The sequence below is a fragment of the uncultured Methanobrevibacter sp. genome, from assembly GCF_902784195.1.
Classification (GTDB): domain Archaea; phylum Methanobacteriota; class Methanobacteria; order Methanobacteriales; family Methanobacteriaceae; genus Methanobrevibacter.
On sequence record NZ_CACZTX010000007.1, the window covers coordinates 46,671 to 70,408 of the forward strand.

Annotated in this window: 20 protein-coding genes; 17 read left to right on the forward strand and 3 right to left on the reverse strand. The window is 31.4% G+C overall.

Translation table 11 applies throughout. The features are described from left to right. Positions 1-8: 8 nt before the first annotated feature. From tgtA to QZU90_RS06355, 3 genes are all read left to right on the forward strand, one after another. Positions 9-2,009: a tRNA guanosine(15) transglycosylase TgtA gene (gene tgtA, locus QZU90_RS06345; protein ID WP_296856227.1), complete on the forward strand. Its 2,001-nt coding sequence runs from the start codon at positions 9-11 to the stop codon at positions 2,007-2,009. Between the two features lie 90 nt (positions 2,010-2,099). Further along, positions 2,100-2,444 carry a nascent polypeptide-associated complex protein gene (locus QZU90_RS06350; RefSeq protein ID WP_295606067.1) on the forward strand — a complete coding sequence of 115 codons (345 nt, stop codon included), beginning with the start codon at positions 2,100-2,102 and terminating at the stop codon, positions 2,442-2,444. 271 nt (positions 2,445-2,715) lie between these two features. Further along, positions 2,716-4,656, forward strand: a complete 1,941-nt coding sequence (locus QZU90_RS06355) for a YhgE/Pip domain-containing protein (RefSeq protein WP_296856229.1) — start codon at positions 2,716-2,718, stop codon at positions 4,654-4,656. 93 nt (positions 4,657-4,749) lie between these two features. Here the strand turns inward: QZU90_RS06355 and QZU90_RS06360 are convergent, their stop codons facing one another. Continuing rightward, a complete protein-coding gene (locus QZU90_RS06360) occupies positions 4,750-5,661 on the reverse strand; it encodes a pyrroline-5-carboxylate reductase (RefSeq protein WP_295606071.1) in 912 nt (303 codons plus the stop codon). A gap of 333 nt (positions 5,662-5,994) precedes the next feature. After that, entirely contained in the window at positions 5,995-6,846 is an 852-nt protein-coding gene (locus QZU90_RS06365; protein WP_296856231.1) for an alpha/beta fold hydrolase, read from the reverse strand. 290 nt (positions 6,847-7,136) lie between these two features. On the opposite strand from QZU90_RS06365, the gene QZU90_RS06370 reads away from it, so the two are divergent. The 9 genes from QZU90_RS06370 to QZU90_RS06410 all read left to right on the forward strand — a co-directional run bounded on the left by QZU90_RS06370 (position 7,137) and on the right by QZU90_RS06410 (position 13,276). Continuing rightward, entirely contained in the window at positions 7,137-8,357 is a 1,221-nt protein-coding gene (locus tag QZU90_RS06370) for an FprA family A-type flavoprotein (RefSeq protein ID WP_295606075.1), read from the forward strand. Positions 8,358-8,797: 440 nt separating this feature from the next. Further along, the gene (locus QZU90_RS06375; protein WP_295606077.1) at positions 8,798-9,118 is read left to right on the forward strand and encodes a hypothetical protein; all 321 of its coding nucleotides are present in this window, start codon (positions 8,798-8,800) and stop codon (positions 9,116-9,118) included. Further along, entirely contained in the window at positions 9,102-9,482 is a 381-nt protein-coding gene (locus QZU90_RS06380; protein ID WP_295606079.1) for a DUF2283 domain-containing protein, read from the forward strand. The genes QZU90_RS06375 and QZU90_RS06380 overlap by 17 nt, the downstream gene beginning before the upstream one ends. Positions 9,483-9,527: 45 nt before the next feature. Continuing rightward, positions 9,528-9,761: a hypothetical protein gene (locus QZU90_RS06385; RefSeq protein ID WP_296856234.1), complete on the forward strand. Its 234-nt coding sequence runs from the start codon at positions 9,528-9,530 to the stop codon at positions 9,759-9,761. 234 nt (positions 9,762-9,995) lie between these two features. Next, complete coding sequence (locus QZU90_RS06390) at positions 9,996-11,291, forward strand: tetratricopeptide repeat protein (RefSeq protein ID WP_295606083.1); 1,296 nt, start codon at positions 9,996-9,998, stop codon at positions 11,289-11,291. Between the two features lie 304 nt (positions 11,292-11,595). Beyond that, the gene (locus tag QZU90_RS06395) at positions 11,596-11,913 is read left to right on the forward strand and encodes a hypothetical protein (RefSeq protein WP_295606085.1); all 318 of its coding nucleotides are present in this window, start codon (positions 11,596-11,598) and stop codon (positions 11,911-11,913) included. Between the two features lie 37 nt (positions 11,914-11,950). Continuing rightward, positions 11,951-12,274: a hypothetical protein gene (locus QZU90_RS06400; RefSeq protein WP_296856237.1), complete on the forward strand. Its 324-nt coding sequence runs from the start codon at positions 11,951-11,953 to the stop codon at positions 12,272-12,274. A gap of 96 nt (positions 12,275-12,370) precedes the next feature. After that, positions 12,371-12,592 (forward strand): hypothetical protein, encoded by a 222-nt coding sequence (locus tag QZU90_RS06405; protein ID WP_296856239.1) that lies wholly within the window; start codon positions 12,371-12,373, stop codon positions 12,590-12,592. 246 nt (positions 12,593-12,838) lie between these two features. Further along, on the forward strand, positions 12,839-13,276 hold the full coding sequence (locus QZU90_RS06410) for a hypothetical protein (RefSeq protein WP_295606092.1): 438 nt from the start codon (positions 12,839-12,841) through the stop codon (positions 13,274-13,276). A gap of 161 nt (positions 13,277-13,437) precedes the next feature. Here the strand turns inward: QZU90_RS06410 and QZU90_RS06415 are convergent, their stop codons facing one another. Beyond that, positions 13,438-13,944, reverse strand: a complete 507-nt coding sequence (locus QZU90_RS06415; RefSeq protein ID WP_295606094.1) for a flavodoxin — start codon at positions 13,942-13,944, stop codon at positions 13,438-13,440. A gap of 298 nt (positions 13,945-14,242) precedes the next feature. On the opposite strand from QZU90_RS06415, the gene thsA reads away from it, so the two are divergent. The 5 genes from thsA (at position 14,243) to endA (ending at position 23,630) form a co-directional block, all read left to right on the forward strand. Beyond that, positions 14,243-15,895 carry a thermosome subunit alpha gene (gene thsA / locus QZU90_RS06420; protein ID WP_296856241.1) on the forward strand — a complete coding sequence of 551 codons (1,653 nt, stop codon included), beginning with the start codon at positions 14,243-14,245 and terminating at the stop codon, positions 15,893-15,895. 868 nt (positions 15,896-16,763) lie between these two features. Beyond that, complete coding sequence (locus QZU90_RS06425; protein ID WP_296856243.1) at positions 16,764-19,892, forward strand: pseudomurein-binding repeat-containing protein; 3,129 nt, start codon at positions 16,764-16,766, stop codon at positions 19,890-19,892. A gap of 469 nt (positions 19,893-20,361) precedes the next feature. Beyond that, positions 20,362-21,909, forward strand: a complete 1,548-nt coding sequence (locus tag QZU90_RS06430) for a transglutaminase domain-containing protein (RefSeq protein WP_296856262.1) — start codon at positions 20,362-20,364, stop codon at positions 21,907-21,909. A 366-nt stretch (positions 21,910-22,275) separates the two neighbouring features. After that, positions 22,276-22,983, forward strand: a complete 708-nt coding sequence (locus QZU90_RS06435; protein WP_296856245.1) for a metal-dependent transcriptional regulator — start codon at positions 22,276-22,278, stop codon at positions 22,981-22,983. Positions 22,984-23,114: 131 nt separating this feature from the next. Continuing rightward, complete coding sequence (gene endA / locus QZU90_RS06440; RefSeq protein ID WP_296856247.1) at positions 23,115-23,630, forward strand: tRNA-intron lyase; 516 nt, start codon at positions 23,115-23,117, stop codon at positions 23,628-23,630. Positions 23,631-23,738: the final 108 nt, after the last annotated feature.

Consider the following 23,738-nt stretch of genomic DNA (forward strand, 5'->3'; position numbering starts at 1 on the left):
AGAAAATCATGTTTGAAATTAAAGCAAAAGATATGAGAGGAAGAGTGGGAGTCTTAAAGACAAAGCATGGAGATGTCAAGACCCCTAACTTGATGCCTGTAATCCATCCAAGAAAGCAAACCATAAACGTTAAGGATTATGGTGCAGACATAGTAATCACAAATGCTTATTTGATTTATAAGGATGAGGACTTAAGCAAGAAGGCATTGGATGTTGGATTGCATGAACTAATCAACTTTGATGGTCCAATCATGACTGATTCCGGTTCATTCCAATTATCCGTTTATGGTGATGTGGACATTACAAACAAGGAGGTCATTGAGTTTCAGGAAGCTATTGGAACTGATATAGGAACTTCCCTTGATATTCCAACTGGCCCTTATGTAGATAGGGAGAAAGCTGAAGAAGACCTTGAAATCACCATTGAACGTGCTAAAGAGGCTATCAGTTTTGTTAAGGATAATGATTATGAAATGAAAATTAACTCTGTGGTTCAAGGATCCACATATCCTGATTTACGTGAATACTGTGCAACTGAGCTTACCAAGCTTGATGCAGACTTGTATCCGATTGGTGCAGTTGTTCCGCTAATGGAAATGTATCACTACAGAGACCTTGTTGATGCAGTAATGCATTCAGTCAAATGCTTGCCGGACTCTAAGGCACGTCATTTGATGGGTGCAGGACATCCTATGATCTTTGCACTTTGTGTAGCTATGGGGTGCGATTTATTCGATTCTGCAGCTTATATATTATATGCTGAAGGTGACAGATTCCTCACTACAAGAGGTACAATTAAGCTAGAGAACATGACAGAAATGCCTTGTTCCTGTGAAGTCTGCTGCAAATACACTCCAGATGACTTAAGGGCAATGGATAAGGAAGAGAGAGTTAAACTTATAGCTCAGCATAACCTTCATGTAAGCTTTGCAGAACTTAGACTTATCAGACAAGCCATTGCTGAAGGAAGCTTGATGGAACTTGTAGAGGAACGTTGCAGAGCTCACCCTATGCTTCTTGATGCATTAAGGCATTTAGGTGAGTACAGTGAAGACTTGGAAAAGTATGACCCTAGAAGCAAAAAGTCTGCATTTTTCTACACTGGCCCTGAATCTTTGAAAAGAGCAGAAGTTACAAGACATCTCAAACAATTGGAAAACATGGACAAGAAGAAAAATCTTGTTGTTCTTCCAGCTTATAGAAAACCTTACAGCAAGTATTTATCAAATACTTTTAAGGAATTCCTTGTTTATGCAAAGGATGAATCCAAAGGTGAAGATGAACCTTGCCTAATTGATAATAAGGAAACCGATTTTGCTGTTTTGGATATTCCATTCTGCTTGATTCCACTTGAATTGGATGAGGTTTATCCATTAAGCCAAAGTGATGCCCCTAAGATTCATGATAAGATTGCCGTTGAGTTTGTAAGAGACTTCCTAGTTGATTTTGCAGAAAATTATGATAATGTATTGATTCATCCTAAGGTTTTGGATGAGCTTGAACTTGATTTCATTGAAGAATACGCACATCCTGAAGAAATCAAGTTTGAAAAGGATGACATCAAAAAATTAAAGGCAATTGCTGATTATCAATTTGGCCATGGTGCTGGAGATGCCTTATTCACTGGAAAGATTAAAATAGAAAAGAGTAAGAAAACAGGCAAAATAAGGCATGTATTTGATAAGAATCAAAATATTGTAAACATGAGAGCTTCTGACAGTTTCCTGATTCTATCCAAATTAGGTGCAAAAAGACTTGCAACTCTTGAAGGAATGAGAAACAAGGTCATGATTGATAACAGTGTTGAATCATTTGCCCGTGATGGAAAAAGCGTTTTTGCAAAGTTCATTAAGGATTGTGATGAGAACATCAGATCCAATGATGAAGTGTTGATAGTGAATGAAGAAGGTGAACTTTTAGCATTTGGTAAAGCACTTTTAAATCACAAAGAGATGCTAGACTTTAAAACTGGTCAAGCTATTAAAACAAGAAAAGGATTTAAAAAATAAAAATTATTATATATTCTAATTAATAGAATATAATTAAATAAAAATTCATAAGAACAATTATTATTTTAATAAAATTTCAGAGGTAATATTATGATACCTGGCATGAGCCCAAAACAAATGAAGAATATGCAAAGACAAATGAAGAAAATGGGTATGGACATGAAGGAAATTGAAGGTGTCCAAGAAGTTATTATTCGTTGTGATGATAAGGATTTAATCATTTCACCTGCAGATGTAAGCTTAATGACTGTTATGGGTCAAGAAACATATCAAGTCACTGGAACTGCAGTTGAAGTTGAAAAGGAAATTGAAATTCCACAAGAAGACATTGAAATGGTTGCCAATACCGCTGGAGTAAGTGCCGCAGATGCTGAAGAGGCATTAAGAGAAACCGGTGGAGACTTGGCAGAAGCTATTTTGAAATTAAATGGATAGCTTTATTATTTCAATCTTTTCTTTTTTTATTTTTTAATCTTTTCATATCATTTAAGCTCTTTTTAATATTAACTTTATTTATCATGTTTGGATATGATCTTTTTATAATCTTTTCAGTTCTTTTTAAATATTAACTTTATTAATAATAACTTACATATACTTAAAGTATACAAATTTAATACATATTGCAGATTTTTATTATTTTTTCATTTTAAGATTTTACAGAATTTATTCATAAGATTGTGATAAATTAAATTTTTTGAGGTTAAACATGACCGAATTTAGAATAGTAAGAAGGATAAATCCACGTAATGTAATGGAAGTTCTTAAAAAGGATTTTAAGGATGTATTCACTAAAAATCCAATTGTTGTCTTGACATTGCTGGCAATTATAATTTTACCTTCTTTATATGCTCTTATAAACATTCAAGCTTGTTGGGACCCTTACGACAATACTGGAAATCTTGAATTTGCAGTTGCCAATTTGGATAAAGGCGCAACATTTGAGGGTGAAGACCTTAATGTAGGGGACCAATTGGAAGATGAATTGAAAAGAAATGATGATTTTTATTGGACATTTGTAAGTGAAGAAGACCTGCGGGAGGGGGTTAACAATGGAACGTATTATGCTGGAATAGTCATTCCAAAGAATTTCAGCAGTTCAATCAAATCCATTACATCTGACGACCCTCACTCTGCAGAATTGGAATATGTTGTCAATAGGAAATCCAATCCAATGGCTTCAAAATTAAGTGACTCTGCAGCAAGAGCAGTTTACAATAAGATCAATGCAAAAATTGTCCAGTTCATTAATGTAGCGGCATACGGAAAATTGGGAGAATTGCAGTCTGCTCTTGCATCAGGTGCAAGCCAAATGTCTTCTGGTGCTGATCAATTAAGTGCTGGTGCAAGCCAAGTTTCCTCCGGTGCTTCTCAAGTGAAATCCGGTGCAAATGATTTGGAAAAAGGAGCAAGTGACCTTTCATCAGGTGCTTCTCAAGTGAAATCCGGTGCAAGCCAAGTTTCTGCTGGCGCTTCTCAAGTGAAATCCGGTGCAAGCCAAGTTTCTGCTGGCGCTTCTCAAGTGAAATCCGGTTCATCCCAAGTTTCATCATCTGCTGATCAGATTTCAGCAGGCGCTTCTCAAGTGCAGGAATCTGCAAAGCAATTGGATAGTTCAGTTGATGAAGGATCATTGCCTGATCAATTAAAGCCGGTTGTACATGGCTCAAAGGAATTAGCTAATGCAAGCTCTGATTTGGCAGGGGCTTCAAGCAGTCTTGCTCAAGGTTCATCAAAATTAGCCAATAGCTCTGTAGATTTGGCTAATGGAGCTTCAGGTGTAGCTGATGGGGCATCAGGTGTTGCTGATGGCGCTTCACAATTGGCAAATGGTGGATCTCAATTGGCTGAAGGTTCTGTAAGTTTAGCTGCAGGTTCTGCATTGCTTGCAAATGGCGCTTCTTCCGCATTGTTTTCAGCTTCAAGCGGTCTTTCAGGTGCTGCAGATTCCCTTTCCAGCATAACTGGTGTGAATGAAAGTGAAGTTGGAGAGTATATTTATTCTCCAGTTGTCTTAAAGGAAAATGAATTATATGCTGTTCCAGATTATGGTTCTGAAGTCGCTCCGTTCTATTTGGTTTTATCCATGTGGGTGGGGGCAATTATCACTTGTGTGATGCTTAGAACTGGCCAGTCAACAGGAACCAAATACACTCCATCTGAAATGTACTTTGGAAAGCTATTGATATTCTTGGTAATGGCAATTTTAGAAACTACTGTGACTCTTATCGGTGCATTTATATTGGGAATTAAGATGGCCAATCCGTTGCTCTTTGTGCTTTCGGCTTATTTCATTGCCTTGATATTCATGCTGATTTGCTATTCCTTGATTTCTGCATTAGGTCATATAGGAAAAGGATTAGCTGTAATTTGGCTTGTATTCCAAATTTCAGGTACTGGGGGTATTTATCCTATTCAATTGATGGGACAATTCCTTCAAGCAGTCAGCCCATATATGCCAATGACCCATGGAATCACTTTGCTAAGGGAAACCGCATTAGGATTGGTTTGGTCTAATTACATTCCATCATTCCTGATATTGATAGCTATGGGTGTTATAACCTTGGTTTTAGCATTAGTGATTAAAATGTTTGCAGATAAAAGAGCACATTGGTTTGAAGAAAAATTAAATGAAACTGATTTGTTTTAAAACAAGTCATTTTTATTTTTTTTAAAAAGAGTTTTTTTTATCTATTTTTTCTATTTTTTATTTTTTAAAAAGAGTTTAAAAGAACACAATTTACTATTTTTTAAGATATGTTTTATCCATATCCTTATAAACTTCATCGTATCTGTTTAATAGTGTTCTGATTAATGATTTGCTTATTTTATGGAATTTCTTATCCAATAAATCGACTCCCTCTTGGGTGATTCCTTTTTTAGTGGCTACCTTATTGATAATGTCATTATTGGATAATCCTTGATCATCCTTTAGCATTGCAGTACCAATAATTGTCTTTAGGATCATATCCTCTATTTCATCTTTAGGCATGTTTGAGGAGTCACTGCAAGTTTGAGCGAATGTATCGATCATCATGGCAATGAATGCAGGTCCGCAACTGCTGATGATTGTACTCATTTCCAATTCATTATCTGCAGGATGGAGATTATCCTCTTCTTCCTTGAAGTATATTGGATTGTCAATTTTTCTGACATAACTGAATTCATTGAATAGGTCTTCAACGAAGAGTCTTTCTTGCAATTCAACTTTAGAATTGTGTTTTACAAGGGTAACTCCTTTTCTTCTTGCCAGTGAACTTATTGAGTTATTTGAAGTGACAGTTGAAGCTAAAGTAGGAATTACTAAACTTAATTTTCCATCGAATAATGGTTTGATATGGTTAAAGTTAAGTCCTGCACAGGTGTATATGATGTGTGTTTTCTCATTGATGAAAGGTTTGATTTCTTCAATGATTTCCTTAAATTGAGGAGTTTCGACGGAAATAAGGATCTTTTCACATTGTGTTGCGACTTCTTTGTTATCTGAAGTAATGTTTAGATTTTCTTCTGGATATTCTTCAATTAAACTTTCAAATTTATTAAGGTGTCTATTTGAAACAATTAATTCTTCGTCATCTAATAGTAAATTAAGTTTTAGTATGTTATTTACTATCATTGATCCCATATTTCCGTATCCGATAACTCCTATTTTCATAGTTTCCCTTTCACTATGTGTTTTTTTAATTATGATAATGAATTTCTTTGGTCCGAAATTATGCATATTATGGATTTTAAGAAAAGTCAAATCTTAATTAAAAAAATTTATTAAAACTATATCGTTATAAAATAATTTAAAAATTATTTATAACTAATATAATTTATTATTTAACTTATTAATAAACTTTATAGTTTTATTTTTGGATTTAAAGCATTTATTCAACTTTATTTTAGAGTTATTAAACTTTAATTTAGTTAAATATAATTTAGAATATATCAAGTGGTTTTTAGGTTTCAATTTGATGGGATGGTTTTTAATTGGTCTTAGGAGTTATTCTAAAATCCTTATTTTTGGATTTTCTCCAATGTTTCCAGATTTAATGAAATCAGATATGGTGGTGTTGAACAATTCATAATCGATTATATTCCAGAGGTGGTTGCCTTTTATGATTTCAACTAATTTTGCATTAGTGAATATGTTTTTCAAATCTATTGCAGATTTTGTACAGTTCAAGTCTTCTTTGCTTCCATAGATTATGAGAACATTGTCCTTTTCAATGGTATTTTCATTGTTCTTTAAGCTTTCAGGGATTGTGTAATTCAATGATTCAAAAGCTATTTTCCTTTCGTCGCTAATGCTAATGTCTAAAATCCTTTCAACATCGTTGTAGTGTTCCTTGCTGATTCCAAAATATCTTAAATAGGCCTTTGTAATGAAAATGTCTGATTTTTCATTTAGGTATTCTGATTGTGCCTTTGCAAGTCCATTTGCAACGCTATCTAATTCGCTTTCTTTATAATCTGCTATTTCAAGCCCAGATAATATGAGATTGTCTATTATTTTTGGATTTTCATTTAGGATTTCAATAGCTATTGATCCCCCAATTCCTAAAGCTACAATATTTATCTTTTTGATATCTTTATGGTTAAGAATATGAGCTATGAATTCAGATATTTCAATAGAGGATTTTTCTATGCTGAATTCTTGTTCGGATTTGCTGTCACCATGATTTGGAAGATCAAGGAATATGCAGTGGAATCCTTTGAAGTATTTATCATAGTCTTCCTTTTGCTTTTTCCAAATCCATTTATCTAATAATTTAGCATGCAAAAACAGTATTGTTTCACTGTTTTCCTCTCCAATCTCATAATATGCCAAATTATTGTAATATCTTAAAGTCATTTTATCATTTAGTTAAATTTTAATCTTTAAATTATAAATTTTAATCTTATCTTAATATTAACTTATTTAATTAGTTAAATTATAAATTTTAATCTTATCTTAATATTAACTTATTTAATTAGTTATTATTTAATTAGTTAAATTATAAATTTTAATCTTATCTTAATATTAACTTATTTAATTAGTTGTCCTAATATCGAACAAAACATATATATTTATTAATGTTAATGATTATATATTATATTAATTCTTATTATAATTTTTTAATCTAAAAAAGGATTAGTGATAGAATGAAGGCTGATGCATACAAAATCGTAGATAATGTTTACTGGGTAGGTGTTTTAGACTGGGATATCCGTGACTACCATGGTTATACCTTAAATGGAACTACCTACAACTGTTATTTAGTATTTGGGGAAGATAAGGTAGCTTTAATCGATAATGTTTATCCTGGAAAATCTGAACAGTTCTGGGGAAGAATCAAAGATGCATTTGAGAAGGAAGGAAGGGAATTCAAAATCGATGTCGTTATCCAAAACCACATTGAAAATGACCACAGCGGTTCCTTAGGTGAAGTTGTTGCAAAATTCCCTGATGTTGAAGTATACTGTTCCAAAAAAGCTGAACCAGGACTTAAGAACCATTTGCCTGAACTTGCAGACTTTGAATTCAATACAGTAAAAACCGGTGACTCATTGGATATTGGTGGAAAAACTTTCCAATTCGTAAATGCACCTATGCTTCACTGGCCTGACAGCATGTTTACAATGTTGATGGAAGATGGAATATTGTTCTCCAACGATGCATTCGGTCAGCACATCTGCTTGTCTGAAAGATTGGATAAGGATGTAGACCCAGTTATCTTAACTGAAGCTGCAAGAAAATATTACGCTAACTTGATTACCCTTTCATCTCCAATGGTTGGAAGAAAAATTGAAGAGCTTGCAAAATTAGGATTAGTGGACATTCTAAAGATGATTGCTCCATGTCACGGTCAAATCTTCACCGACCCTAACTTCATCATTGACCTATACACAAAATGGTCTACAGGTACTTATGAAGGAAATAAGATTACCTTCATTTACGACACTATGCACCATTCAACCCAAAGAATGGCTCATGCTATGGCTGAAGGTGTAATGAGTGAAGGGGTTGAAGTCAAGATGTACTTCATGCATGATGATGACAAATCTGATGCTGTGACTGACGTACTTGATTCAAAGGCAATCTTTGTAGGAGCTCCTACCATGATGAACAATCCTTTCCCAGGTATTGGGGATGTAATGTACTACTTGAACTGTCTCAGTTTTGGAAACATTGAAACCAAAAAGGCAGTTGTCTTCGGTTCCAAAGGTTGGGCAGGAGGTTCTGCAAGAATCTTGGCTGCAAACCTTGAAGGAGCAGGATTTGAAGTCGTAGAACAGATGGAACTTGACTTCAAGCCAACTGAAGAGCAACTTGAAGAATGTTACGAATTAGGTAAAAAAGTAGCTCAAATGATTAAAGAATAGTATTTCACTATTCTCTTTTTTATTTTTTTTTTATTAATTTACTCTTTTTTTTTAATCAGTTATTTTAATTTTTTAAATTTAATTTTTTTTTAATGGTTTATTCTTTTTTTTAGTCAGTTATTTTAATTTTTTAAATTTAATTTTTTTTAATAATTTCTAATCACTTTTTCTAATTTTTTAAATTTAAATAATTCATTATTTTTTCAATATTTTTAATATATTAAACTATTTATGTATAATTCTAACGATATGGAATCAATTTTTTAATATAACATCAATATTGCTTTTATTTTTAATAAAAAGTTTATATATTAGTTTAAACATAAAATCAATTGAATTTTAGCGAGTTTAAATGATTTACCATATGTTTTTCATTGTAAACTTCTAAACAACAATTTTTAAATAGAGTTTTAAATAAAAATAAATTTATACGTGGTAGTTTGAGAGATTATAATATAAATGATTTAATTAAGATATTGAAATGTCATAATCCTAATGAAATATATCTTAGTCCCCATGTCTTAGAAAACTGTTTTGAACGTGATTATTCTTTAAATTATGTTCATTCCTGCCTCTTGGAAAAAATTCCCTTATCAATTAGTAAAACTTCTGAAAATCGTTTTTTATTAATTTATCCTCATGAAACGATTAAATTTCAAGATCTTTATATTGTAATTGAAATAAATGATGATGAAAAAATAACTGTAGTGACTGTTTATTGTTTTGATAAAAGGAGAAGAGAACGTGAAGTCAAAAGATAATATATTTGAAGTTGAATATTTTTATAATGAATCTATAGATACTTTAGGCATAAAAGTCAAGAGAGATTTTCAGTATATGGAAACAATTGAAATGGATGAAGGCATTTTATTGGATTTTGATATCGATAACGTTCCAACTGCATTGGAGCTGCTTAATGCTTCAGAAAAATTAAGGGTTCCTAAAGAAAGCTTTGAAAAGATTCATTGCTTTAAGATGAAAGTTTGTGTTGATAAAGATTCCATTCTAATGTGTGCAATATTTGGATTTATGGTTCCAAATAAGGATGATGAATATGAATTGAATTATTTCATTGAAAATAACTTTGATCTTATTCCTACTGAAACTGAATTGGTGATAGCTTAATTTGGAGTCTCATTTTAGGATTTCAATTTCTTATTATGTGTTTAGGTGATTTCTATTAGTGAAGAAGATGATTTGAGAATGATTGAGGAACATAATCAAAAGTCAGTGGAAGAGCTGGTTGAAAACTTTGCTTATGTCTATGTCTATCTGGCTGATGGAAGGTCCTATACCATTACAAAAGAAAACAGCTTTGAATTCAAGGATGGAAAATTCCATATTTACGATAAGGATATTGAAGTTGATATAGTAGATATTGAATTGATTGAATTTGCAGACTAGTTATTTTCTTTTTTTATTCATATTTACTATTCTGATTCTTATTTTAGCAAATTTTAAAAATGATATTTTCTAAATATTCTGATTCTTATTTTAGCAAATTTTAAAAATGATATTTTCCAAATGTTCTGATTCTCATTTTAGCAAATTTTAAAAATGTTATTTTACATATGTTCTGATTCTTATTTTAGCAAATTTTAAAAATGATATTTTCCAAATAGATATTCGAGGATTATCATGTCAGATAGGGATTTCAATAAGGATGGACAGACTTATTTTGAATTGAAGGAATACAAAAAGGCCATTGAATGCTTTGACAAAGCCATAGAAATCAATCCAGAAGATGAGGTGGCTTGGTTCAATAGTGGATTTGCCTATTTTAAACTAAAGGATTATACTAATTCAACCAATTCATTCAAGAAGGCAATTTCCATTTTTGATAGCATTCTAAATGAAAATCCTGATGATGGCATGGCTCGAGAGGGAAGATCTTTGGCAGAGCATATGATTAAGCAAATCTCCTCAAAAGAAAATAGGAATATTGAATACATGAATCTTGTAGGTATTGTTAGAAAAGTACATGACCCTATGGAACTTAAAGAGTCAGAATACCTTCAAATCATTGAACTCTCTGATTCCTCATCAGCAATAAGGGCAATTCTCTGGAATGAAAACACTGCTTTAAACATTAACAAGGGAGACATAATTGGAATAGAAAACGGCTTTGTTGAATATGACAGTCAAGAGTCAGTTGGATACAGAATCAATACAGACGAAACCTCAAAAGTGGTTGTCAACCCTAAAATCGAAGAGGGTTTGCTTCAGTTTTTAAAGGAATCTGTTGACATTTCATTGACTGACATCGGAGATATTGATGAGGATTCAGCAGAAATCGATATTTTGGCTAGAGTGGTCACATTGTTTGAAACTTATTCATACAAGACAAAGGAAGATTCAGGGATTGTTTCATCAGCTATTCTTGCAGACAATACAGGAAGCATTAAGGCATTCTTTTGGAATGGAAAGGCTCAAGTTCCAATCATGTCAAAAGCATATAAGATTGAAAATGCAAGAGCAAGACGAAGTGATGAGGGTATGGAACTTCATATAGGCCAAGGTTCTAGGATGATTGGTGAGGATGATTTGCCTAATGAAGAAAAGGCTAATCTAAAATCCTTTGAAGAGCTTGAAAGTTTATTATATGATTATAAAAAGATAAAAGACTTGAAAGAAAATGATATTGGTATTAAAGTAATTGGAAAAATAATGGATGTTCAAGACACTTTTGAGTTTGAGGAAAACGGAACCAAATTTTTAGTTAGAGTCATTGACATTGAAGATGACACAGGTTCCATAAAAGTTAATTTATGGGATGAAATGGCTGATTACAAGTATACCATAGGGAACTTTATCAAGATTCAGAACCCAACAGTCGTTTATAATAAAAATACATGTAATTTAGAGTTAAGTGTTGGTGATGATTGCAATATAATTGAGCCTTCCTTTAAGGAAATTAATAGTATTTTCAGTTAGGCCAAATCTTTTTTTATTATCCCTTTATTATCCCCTTTTTTTCATTATTCAATTAATCTTTTTTCATTTCCCATTAATTTTATTCATTCTTTTTTTAAAATCATTAAAAATCCAAACCTTTATATGTGGCTATGCCCTTATACTTTTAGGAAGTGAAATGTGGATTTAGATGGGTGATATGATTAATGCCATTATAAAGAATTTTGATTTAAAATCTGGAGTTTCAACTGTGCACTCATTTAATTTTTTCATATTAGTGAATTAGGGACGAAGAATTAAAATACGATATTTTGAGGTAAAGACTATGAATATAAGTGAAAAAATAAAGGAAATGCAAGGTGATTTAGACAAATATCATGTGTTAGAGAAAAATGAAGAGGAATGCAAATTGGAAGATATGATTATGCTCATGCTAAATGATAAAGGATATTTGGGGCCTGGCAAAATCATTGATGAAAACGAAGAATCTTTGGATTTCATGTTTTATAAAAAGGAAGGGCCTACCTTTTCTCTTTGTATAAAAAAGGAACACATTTGCGGATTATCCATTTTGCATAAGCCGGATGAAGATGAAGAATCAGCAGATGATAATATTGAAGTGTCTAAGGCTTTGTATCAATGATTTTATTATATTGACTTAATGATTGGGGGTAATTATTATGAATTTCAGTGAAAAAGTAGCAGAAATTGAAGGGAAAGTAAAGAGTTACAGGTTAGAGATTGAAGGTGTGAAAGAGATTCCTGCAGAAGAGATGGTCAGAGTCATGCTTGAAGAGGGGAAAATGCTTGAACCATGCAGAATCATTGGTGAAAGTGATGATTTCATTGATTTTATGGTTGTAGATTTGGAAAATGGGCCTGTTTTTTCCATCTCCATAAATAAGGAAAGAATTGTTGGATTTGGCACTTTTCATAAACCTTTAGATGAGTTGGATAATTCTGAAGAAGATGTAAATGCAGTGCCTGCATCACTATATATGTAAATCTTTTTATTTTTAATCCTCTTTTTATCTTTTTAAATATCAATATATAAATACTAAAATCAACATACCTATTTTTACAGAAAGGAGTTGTTTTTAATGAAAAAACAAAATGTTTTTGCATTGCTTTTATTGACAATCGTTCTTTTAGCTGTTGTTTCTGTCAGTGGATGCATTGGAGGATCTGATGATTCTGCAAGTGATGCATCTGGAGACTCAGATGATTCAAGTGATTCTGTCGATAATGATGATAATGACAAAGATGATAACGATAAAGACGACAAAAATGATAAAGACGATAAAGATGATGATGACGATTGAAGGATTTAGCTTTCAATTGAATATTCATTAGTGGCAAGCAGTATTTCCTTCGATAAGTTGGGGATTAGATTTCAGTCCAAAACTCTTTTTTTGCTGATAAATTGCTTGCTTGTTCATCAAATAAAATTTTCTACTTTTTTATTTTTATACTTAAACTTATTTTTCATTTAATTAAAAACATTTTTAAAAAATATTATAAACTACAAAAATATATATTATTATAACTAAGTTTTAGGAGAGAAAATAATGAATAAGAAAACAATTCTTATTTTACTCGTTTTAGCTATTGCAGTTTTAGGATTCACTATGGGTCCTGCTTGTGCTGCTACAACCACTATTAAAATGGGTAAATATAAAGATGTAGGCAGTAAGGATAGGATATTGACTTTCTATCAGCCAAAAGATGCGCAATATGTCAAAGGGGTATATGCGGCTATCTTTTACCATGATAATAAAAGAGGGGATGACTTCAGACCTCACACTTATGTCTTAAGGAAGATGACTGTTTACTATAAGAATAAAAAAGGAAAAGTAATTACAAGAACTGCTAGAGCAAGCAATATCAGTGGCCTAATGTTGCTTTCTACAAAAAAGATAAATGGTTACACTCCTTATAAGTCTACAATAACTTATAGTAAGATGACTAAAAAGGAAAGAAAAATTATTATGAATCCTCTTTTCTAAATAAGTTTTTTTAAATTTTTTTATTTACTTATTTTATTAATTTTTTTTATTTTTTCTATTTTCTATTTTCTATTTTTTGCCTTATTAATAACTTTAAGTTTAAATTGGGCTTATTTAAAGAATGAAAAAATTAAATATTGAAAAAAAGATAAAGGATTAATTTATTCATTAATCCATGATTTTACAGCTTCTTTTGCATCATATACGCCAGCGCCAGGAATTGATAATCCTTTTTTGATTAGAGCGCCTTCGCACAACTTTTTCAAGTCTTTTTGGGATGATCCGAAACCGGAACCTTCATGGGTTACAAAAGGCTTAACTGTTTTTCCTTCAAAATCCAATTGTTCCAATTGGGTAAACATAGGCATTGGCAATGTTCCCCACCAGTTTGGAAAACCGATGTATACAGTATCATATGCATCAATGCTTTCTAATGTTTCTTTTATTTCAGGTCTTGCATCTTCTTGCTGTTCCTTTTTAGCAACATCAATGCATTTCATGTAATCAGAAGGATATTCAACTGCAGGTTCAACTTTGAATAAGTCTGCATTATCCAATTCCTGAATGTATTCTGCAATCACTTCTGTGTTTCCTTTTTCAATGTTTTTAAGTTCTCCACCAAAGTAGTTTTCACCAGTTCTTGAAAAATAAATTACAATGCTTGACATGATGGCATCTCCTTTTTTGATTTTCAACAATTAATTAATAATTTAATAAATTCACTTGTTAAATGTTCTGTTTTTATTTCAATATTTTCTTTTTTTAAAATTCTTAATAATCCATTATAAACAAAACTTTTTTATAGTAAGGCAAACCTATCTATAACTATATGGATAATTTAATATAAATTAAATATAATTTAATTTTTATTATGAATTCTTATAATTAATTCTTGTAATTAATCTTTATAATTACTAATAAATTATCTTATTAAAAATAATACTGATTAAAATTAAGGAGATTATTATGGCACAAATTAATCAACCTATGTATATTTTACGTGATGATACTGAAAGATTTCAAGGAAATCAAGCTTTAAGAATGAATATTTTTGCAAGCCAACTATTAGCAAGCATTGTAAGAACCACTCTTGGTCCAAAAGGAATGGACAAAATGTTAGTGGACAAGAAAATGGGTGATGTGGTTGTAACCAACGATGGAGCAACTATCTTACAGGAAATGGATATTGCACACCCTGCAGCAAAAATGCTTGTGGAAATTGCAAGAAAACAAGAGAATGTAGTTGGAGACGGAACCACTACAGTTGTAATCATTGCTGGTGAATTGCTTAAGAAAGCAATGGAATTATACGAAGATGGAATTGCAATCCCAACCATTCTCATCGGATACAGATTAGCAGTTGCAAAAGCAATGGAAATCTTATACAGCATTTCTACCGATGCAAGAGACCCAGACACCTTATTTGGAATTGCAAAAACCGCAATGACAGGTAAAGGTTCCGATTATGCTAAGGATGAACTTGCACAATTGCTTGTTCAAGCTGCACTCAAAGTTGAAGAAGGAGAAAAATTAGACAAAACTCTCATAAAGATTCACAGAATCAATGGTGGAAGTGTAGAAGACTCCTTAATTGTTGACGGTATCTACATTGACCAAGGTAGAGCTAATGAAGCTATGCCTGAAGAAATGCGTGATTGTAAAATCGCTTTAATGAAATATCCTTTAGAATTGAAAGATTTGGAAAACGCTAAAGTGGACTTCACTGACCCATTGCAAATGCAGGCTTTCCTTGACAGTGAACAGGAAACCCTTAAGGAAATTGCAGATAAGATCATTGACTCTGGCTGTAATGTGCTCTTCTGTCAAAAAGGTATTGATGATGTAGTCCAACATCACTTGTCCAAAGCTGGAATCATGGCATTCAAAAGAGTTAAGAACACTGACGTAAAGAGAATCATGAAAGCTACCGGTGCTGAACTCATTACCAATATTGAAGACTTGACTCCTGACGTATTAGGTAAGGCAGGTTACATACACCAAGAAAAGGTCTTTGACCAAATCATTACCTTCATTGAAGAATGTGAAGACCCTAAAGCAAGTTCCATTTTAATCCGTGGAAGTACCAGACACGTTTCATCTGAAATCGAAAGAGCTATGGAAGACGCATTAGGTGTAGTTGCAGCTACTGTTGAAGATGGAAAAGTCGTATACGGTGGAGGAGCTCCTGAAATTGAAATCGCAAGACAATTGAAAGCTTATGCTAACACTATCAGCGGAAGAGAACAAGTGGCTGTAAATGCATTTGCAGACGCTTTGGAAATAGTGCCAAGGACCTTATCTGAAAACGCTGGTTTAAACACCATTGACTTGCTTGTAGAACTCAGAGCAGCTCATGAAGAAAACATCAATATGGGATTGGATGTATTTGAAGGTAAAGTAGTGGATATGAAAGAAGCTGGTGTTGTTGAACCTCAAAGAGTCAAGAAGCAAGCTATCCAAGCAGCTCAAGAAGCTTGTGAAATGATCTTGCGTATTGACGACTTGGTTGCAGCAGCTGGTGCACTTCAAAAAGTGGATCCTGATGAAAACTTAGACCATAGTGGTATGCCTCCTGCACCTGGTATGGGCGGAATGGGCGGAATGCCTCCTATGATGTAACCCGCTCAAGCTTTTCCAGGCCTTCGGCCTGCAAAACCTTGATCAAAATTTTTTCCTAAAGTTGGGAGTAAATGATGTGTATTCAAATAAAAAATCTCAACTTTTTTTTACTATTTTTCATTATTTTTTCAACTATTTTTTAAAAATTTTCTTTATTTTCTTATTTTGTCCTTAAATAGTTCTTTTTTGAATATCGCTTAATTAAAATTTCTTATTTGTCTGAAATCTACTTTTTAAGAAGTATTTTTTTAATTTAACACTTATTTTAGTATAATTTTAAAAATGATAATATCATTTTCTTTTATATCAAATATGTTTAATAGTCTGTAATTCTTTTTTAAGTTAAATAAAGGTGATTATTTTATTTTCTATTTATTTAAGTAATGTCATTTCAAATTTGATTAAAATAAGTAATTTTAAGTATTTATTCATTATTTAAAGACTTATCAAGTATTTTTTAATTTTTTTAATTCTAATCATTTTTTTTTGGATTATAATTAATTAATTATTCCTTATATTTGTAACATATAGTTAACTATATTTGGATAATAAAATAAAAGCTAAAACATTTTCATTTTGAACTATAAACTATGTAAAATCCTTGTTTTGAATGATTTTTTTTAGTAAGATTTATATAATAAAAGATTAAAAGTAAATATTAATCTAATTTGATTTTTTTGTTTTTAAAGCAAAATTGTCAAGTTAAGAAATGTTTAGGGTGGTCTTTATTGTTTACTTGAAAAAGTTAAATGATAAACATTGAGTTTGGGAAAAATAAATATTTTTCCATAATATTTTTTAAAAATTCAATGTGAAAATTATACTTGTAAAACTATAATTTTAGGGTTGCTCTAAAATGTGAGGTGAAATGATTTCAGTTAAGAATCTCACATTACTTTTAGCGGTTTTACTTATGGGATTTTGTTTGATCACATCAGTTTCCGCTATGGATATTGATGATTCATCTTCTATAGATGATTCAAATGACTTATCTGGTGCTAGCGTTTCTAGTGGCTCTGATTATGTTGCTAGTGATTCAAATTCAAATAATTTGGAATCTGAAAATGCTGGTTCAAGTAATGTAAATTCAGAAAATGAAGTTTTAAATACTGATAATACTGTAGAAGATTCTGATTCGGAACATAATTCTAACATTGCAAATAATAAGGCTGTTCTTGGGGCTTCCTCACAATCTGATAGTGCAGTTTTACAAGCTAATGCTAAAGTTAAAACCACTCTCAAGGGAAGTTCAAGTTCCATTTACAGAGGTAATTATTATACTCTTACTTTGACTGATAGCAAAGGGAAAGTCTTAAGTGGTCAAAAATTGAGTTACAATATCAACGGTAAAACATATACATTGACAACAGACTCAAAAGGTTCCACTTATCTTCAAATAAACTTGAAGGAAGGTAAATACACTATGGTCTGTTCTTATGGGGGATCTGGTGCTTATGACTCTTCAAGATTATCTGTGACTTTATCTGTATTGAAAAATCCTAATGCATTCACTGTTAAGGAGATTGAAGATGCAGCTAGCAATGTTGAGAATTTTGTCTTAAAGAATAAAAGATTGCCTAATACTGTGAAAGTAGGTTCTAAAACTCTTAAGATATCTGAGTTTTCTTATCTTTCATCCCAATTGATATCAAATTTGAATTCAAATAAGAAAGGTGATGTAATACTTTTATCAGGTATTTCAGATGGCAAATCTTCTTCTGCTTCACTAAAAACTACTGTTTATAAAGCACAATATCTTGACTTAGCAAAAAATGTAGTTTCTTTCATTGGTTCTAAAAAGGTACCTCCTACTGAAATTCTTATTAAGGACGCTTCTAAGAAGTCTGTAGGAAATGCAAATTTCAATTTGTATACCTTTGCTTTTGCAAAAATTTTAGATTTCCATAAGTCTAAAAATTATTTGCCTAATTATTGTACTTTTGAAAGTTCAGCATTTAATCAAGCAAGCAGTTTAAAAGCAACAATTCTTAAAGGAAGTTCAAATACCATTACTAGAGGCAATAATTATAAGCTTACATTAACTGATGGCAATGGTAAAGCTTTAAGCGGTCAAAAGTTAAGTTATGCTATCAATGGTAAAACTTATACATTGACAACAGACTCTAAAGGTTCCACCTATCTTCAAATAAACTTGAAAGCAGGCAAGTATCCTATGGTCTGTTCTTATGCTGGTTCAAAAGTTTACAAATCCGCTAAGAATTCCGTTACTTTAACTGTATTGGATAATCCTAATGCTTTCACTGTTAAGGAGATAGAAAATGCAGCTACTAATGTTAAGAATTATGTTTTAAAGAATAAAAGATTGCCTAATACTGTGAAAGTAGGTTCTAAAACTCTTAAGATATCTGAGTTTACCTATTTATCATCAAAGGCAGTATCCAATCTCAATTCTAACAATAAAAAGGATATAGTTCTTTTAAGCGGTATTTCTAATGGAGGCTCTTCTACATATTCATTAAAAACCACTGTTTATAAAGCTCAGTATGTGGATTTAGCAAAAAGATCAGCTTCTAATATAGAATCTAAAAAGGTACCTTCTGCTTACTTGTCTGTAAAAGACAGTTCAAACAAGGCACACAATGCAGATTTAAATTTATATACATTTGCATTTGCTAAGATTTTAGATTTCCATAAATCTCATAATAATTTGCCTAATTACTGTACTTTTGAAAGTTCTGTATATGCTCCTCTTAAAAAATCCACTTCCATAAAAGCTAGTTCAAACAGTGTAAATAAAGGCGATGCATATTCTGTAACATTAGTGGATAACGCAGGTAATGGTTTAGCTAATCAGAAGATTACATTTACATTATCTGGAAAAACATACACTCAAACCACTAACTCCAAAGGAGTGGCTTCCTTAAAGATTGATTTAAATCAGGGAACCTATTCAGTGGTTTCATCTTATGCAGAATCTTCCATTTATGAATCATCTAAGTTATCAAATACAGTAACTGTAAAAGATACAAATAGATTTTCCATAAGTGAAATCGAAACTGCAGCTACTAATGTAAAGAATTATGTTAACTCTCATGATGCGTTGCCTAGTACCGTTACAGTTGCAAATAAAAAATTAAGTATTTCACAATTCTCATATCTAATGACTAAAGCTGTCTATAATATTAATGCTGGTAACACAAATTATATTGCTCTTCCAACTGGAATCTCCAATTCTAATTCTGAAGGGGATTCCATGGACGCTACAGTTTATAAAGCACAATATGTTGATTTAGCAAAAAGAGTAATATCCTTTGCGGAATCTAATAAGGTTCCCCCTGTTTACGCTAAGGTTTATAGTAGTTCTGGTAAATCTTTAGGTAATGCTGAATTTGATTTATATACTTATTCATTTGCTAAGATTTTAGATTTCCATAAATCTCATAAGAATTTACCTAATTACTGTACTTTCGAAAGTTCTGTATTCAAAGGAATTACAGTTCCTCCAATTAACATCTCATCTAAAATACCTTATAATTCAAGTCAATTCAAAGCAGGTTTAAATGAGAAAAATACAGAATCAGATCTTGCCAGATATTTGGTTGGCACTGGCCAATCAGCTATTACAAGTTCAATCAGTAATTTAGCAAGTCAATTGACTAAAGGTTTAAAAACTGATGAGGCAAAAGCTCAAGCAATCTATAATTATGTCAGAGATGAAATTGATTATAGTTATTATGCAAACTCTAAACATGGTGCTTCAGGTACCTTAAGTGCTGGTTCAGGAAATTGTGTGGATCAGGCAAGTTTAGTTGTTGCATTGTGCAGAGCTTCAGGCATTGAAGCAAGATATGCTCATGCAAAAGGCTGTAGATTCTCAAGTGGTTTAGTAACCGGACACGTATGGGCTCAAATTCTCGTAAATGGTGTTTGGTATGCTGCTGATGCTACAAGTGTGAGAAATAAATTAGGTAATATCCAAAATTGGAACACTAATTCATATAGCAATTTGAATAGATATGCTGCTGTACCATTCTAGTATTAAAGTATTTAAAATGGATATAAGAGGATTTCCTCTTATCCAAATTTTTTTCTTTTTATTTTTTAATTAATTCTTTTTTAATACTCTTTTTAATTTAACGTATTTTTTTATTTTTTTCAATGCCTATTTATTATCATTTGATAATGAAAATTTACTTATTTTACATAATTTTGAATTTACAAATCTTTTAATGATTAAGATTAATTTTTTATATTATGAAGTATTTAAATAGTAATGTAATGTATTAGTAAAAATTACTAATTTCAAAATTTATTTTAAAAAACTTTTATTTCTATTATTTTTAGTAATTGTTTCAAATTACTCATATTCTTTTTAAAATAATTTTAAAACAATTTTAAAATAATCTTAAAATCTTATGATTTTTATTTTCAAGTATTTTTCAGTTGGTGTAACTATTAATTATAAATTTGCTTTTTCATTATTGCTTTTGATATTATTATTGTCTGTGTCTGCAGTTTCAGCAGACAGTACAGATGATGAAAATTCATTGAATTTAGTCAATGATGATGCGATTTCTGATATAAGCGATAATGGAAATTTAAATGATGATGGTCTGGACAATGCCGATTCAGATGAAGTTGGTGATATTGATAGTGGTATTGACAGTGATATTGATGATGATATTGATAGTGATATTGATGATGAAGAGCCAGCATTAAAGAATACAAGTCTTGAAATTGTTTCTCAAGAGGATTGGGAAATATATGGAAATGAAGATTATATTGTAAGGTTGTTGGATGAAGAGAATAATCCAATAAGTGGAGCATTGATCAATTTCAGAATTGAAACCCCTGAAGGAGATTGCATTGATGAAACATCATTTACTGATGATGAAGGGATAGCTATTCTAGCTCTGGATTTAAGCATAGGGGGTATTCACAATATTCAAGTGTCCTATGAAGGAGATTTGAATTACAATCCTGCAGAAACAGTTGATTCAAATGTGATTTTCTATGAAAATACCAGTATTAAAACTCCAAAGGCTTATGCTTACAGATCTTCTGATTTTACCATTAGACTTGTTGATTCCAAGGGGAATGTATTATCAAATAAAAAATTAATCATTTATGTAGATGGTGTAAAATACATTAAAACCACGGATTCAAAGGGCCAGGTTTATGTAAAGATGCCTTCAGATAAAAAATCAGTTAATTTCAATTGCATTTTTGATGGAGGATATTATTATCTTGAATCTTCATTGGCTATGAAATTGCCTGTTTATAAGAAAACCTATACAAAACCTTTGATTTACACTATTCTTAAAGGAAAATCCTTTAAAATTTTATTGAAGGGAATTGATGGAAAAATATTAAAGAAAGAAAAGGTCAAGTTCACAATTTCTGGAAAATCTTACACAAGAACCACTAATGATAAGGGAATTGCATATATAAAACTTAAGCTTTCAAGAGGCAGATACAAGGTAATCTTCTCTTATGCTAATAATGGAATTTATGGCCCATCTAGCAATTCATCATACTTGGAAATTATAGACCCTTCAGGTCAGTTTAAAAAAGGATTGAATCAGAACACTAAGCTTTCGGTTAGCAAGTATCTCAAAGGTGGGGGCTATGCTAAAATAACCAAAGCCATTAGAAAATTGTCCAAAAAGATTACAAGCAAGTATTCCACTAAATTAGAAAAGGCAACAGCAATCTATAATTATGTTAGGGATAATTTAGGATACAGTTACTATCCAAATTCCAAAAAAGGAGCTTCAAAAACATTGAAAACTAAAAAAGGGAACTGTTGTGATCATTCCAATTTAATCGTAGCCCTATGCAGAGCTTCTAAGATTCCTGCAAGATATGCTCATGCAAAGAAATGCAAATTTGGTTCAGGTTTGGTTACAGGGCATGTCTGGGCTCAGATTTATGTAAATGGAAGATGGTATTCTGCTGATGGAACAAGTTATAGAAATAGTTTAGGACATATTAAAAACTGGAATACAAAGTCTTATAAGAAACTCCGAACCTATAAGAATATCCCATTCTAATCATGATTTTTTATTTTTTAATATTCATTTTAACAATTTATTTTTTTATTTTTTTTATTTTCATATCATTAAATATATTTTTATTTTTCAATATTCATTCCTAATCCATATTTTTGATTTTTTCAGAACTCTTCTAAATGCTTTTTTATGCTTTTTTTATTTTCAATTTCACTGTTATAAAATTTTAGGTTATCCAAAACTTTATATACTTTTTATATAAAATATTATTATAGTAATAAAATCATATAAAATTGTCTTATATGTTAATTAGGTAATTTTTAAACAATAAAAATTAATTTAAATAATTTTAAAATGAATTCATTGAATTAAATTAAGATTTAATTAAATAAATGGTGGAGGTTCTACATGGCTAAAGAGATTAGTGAAAACATTGAAGAGTATTTGGAAGTTCTTTACAAGTTCGGAAGTAAGGATTCCTATGTGTCTACAACAACTTTATCAAGAGAGTTAGGTATTGCGCCAGGTAGTGTTACTCAAATGCTTAAGAAACTTGAAGATATTGGTTATATTGAATACGTTCCATATAAGGGGGCTTCTTTAACTGATGAAGGTAGCAAAATAGCTCAAAAGATTACACGTAAACACAGAATTCTTGAAAGGTTCCTGAAAGATGTATTGAAAATCAAAGATGAAAACCTTCATGCTCAAGCTTGTGAAATGGAACACTCATTGTCTGATGAGGCTGAAAGAGCTATTTGCCATATGCTAGAACATCCTGATACATGTCCTGATGACCATTTGATTCCTGCATGTGACTTTGATTTCGCTAACTGTGATGACTGCATTAACAATCAAAATGACATTGAGGACATTGGAGTTAGGGAATTCAATTTACTGTCCATTTCCCAATTGGCTTCTGGTGAAGAAGGTGAAGTCCTGTTCATAAGAGGTGGCGATTCTTCCCTTTCTGATGCAATGGATGCTGGAATCACTATAGGATCAAAAATCAGAATATCAGATTCTGAAACTTCAGATTATAATGTCTTTATAGACGATTCCCAAATTGAGATTTCAAGGGATTTGGCAAATAACATATTTGTAAAAACATTCTAGCTATTAAATAATTAATTTTTAAATGGTTGGTTTTTTACTAATCAGTTAAATAATTAATTTTTTACTAAATTTTTATACTTTTTTTAATTTTTCTTATTTCATTCATTACAGATTTTTATTTAGGTGTTTAGATGCGTGGAGATTTATGTGAAGGTATTGTAACCATAAAGATTGAAGAGGGTAACCAAAGAGCAGTTTCCCTTAATCAAAAAAGCCAATTCGGTAAATTGTCCGAGGATTGCTTAGAGCTTTCCATTATTGAGGCATGCTATTTGATGGAAAGCGGACGTTTGGACATTTATGAAAATGACAAGAAATGTGATGTGAATTACATAATTGATCTAATCAAGGAAGAGGAGATTTACGGCAAATACCTTGTTTATAGGGATTTGAAAAACAGAGGTTACATTATCAAGACAGGATTCAAGTACGGATCTGAATTCAGGCTTTATGAAAGGGGTACCGGTCCAGGTCATGCACACTCTGACTTCCTGGTAAAGGTATTGTATGAAACAAATGAGGTTAATGTATTGGACTTTGCAAGCTATGTGAGAGTTTCCCACGGTGTGAACAAGAAACTGTTGCTTGCTGTCGTTGATGACGATTTGGACGTTACCTATTATAACATAGAGTGGACTCGTCCATAGCTATTTTTAAGTTAATTTCATTATTTTAATTTTCATTTTTTCTTAAGGATTTTTTTAAGACTTTCTTAAGAATTATTTTTAATATTTTTTATAATTTGATAGCTATTT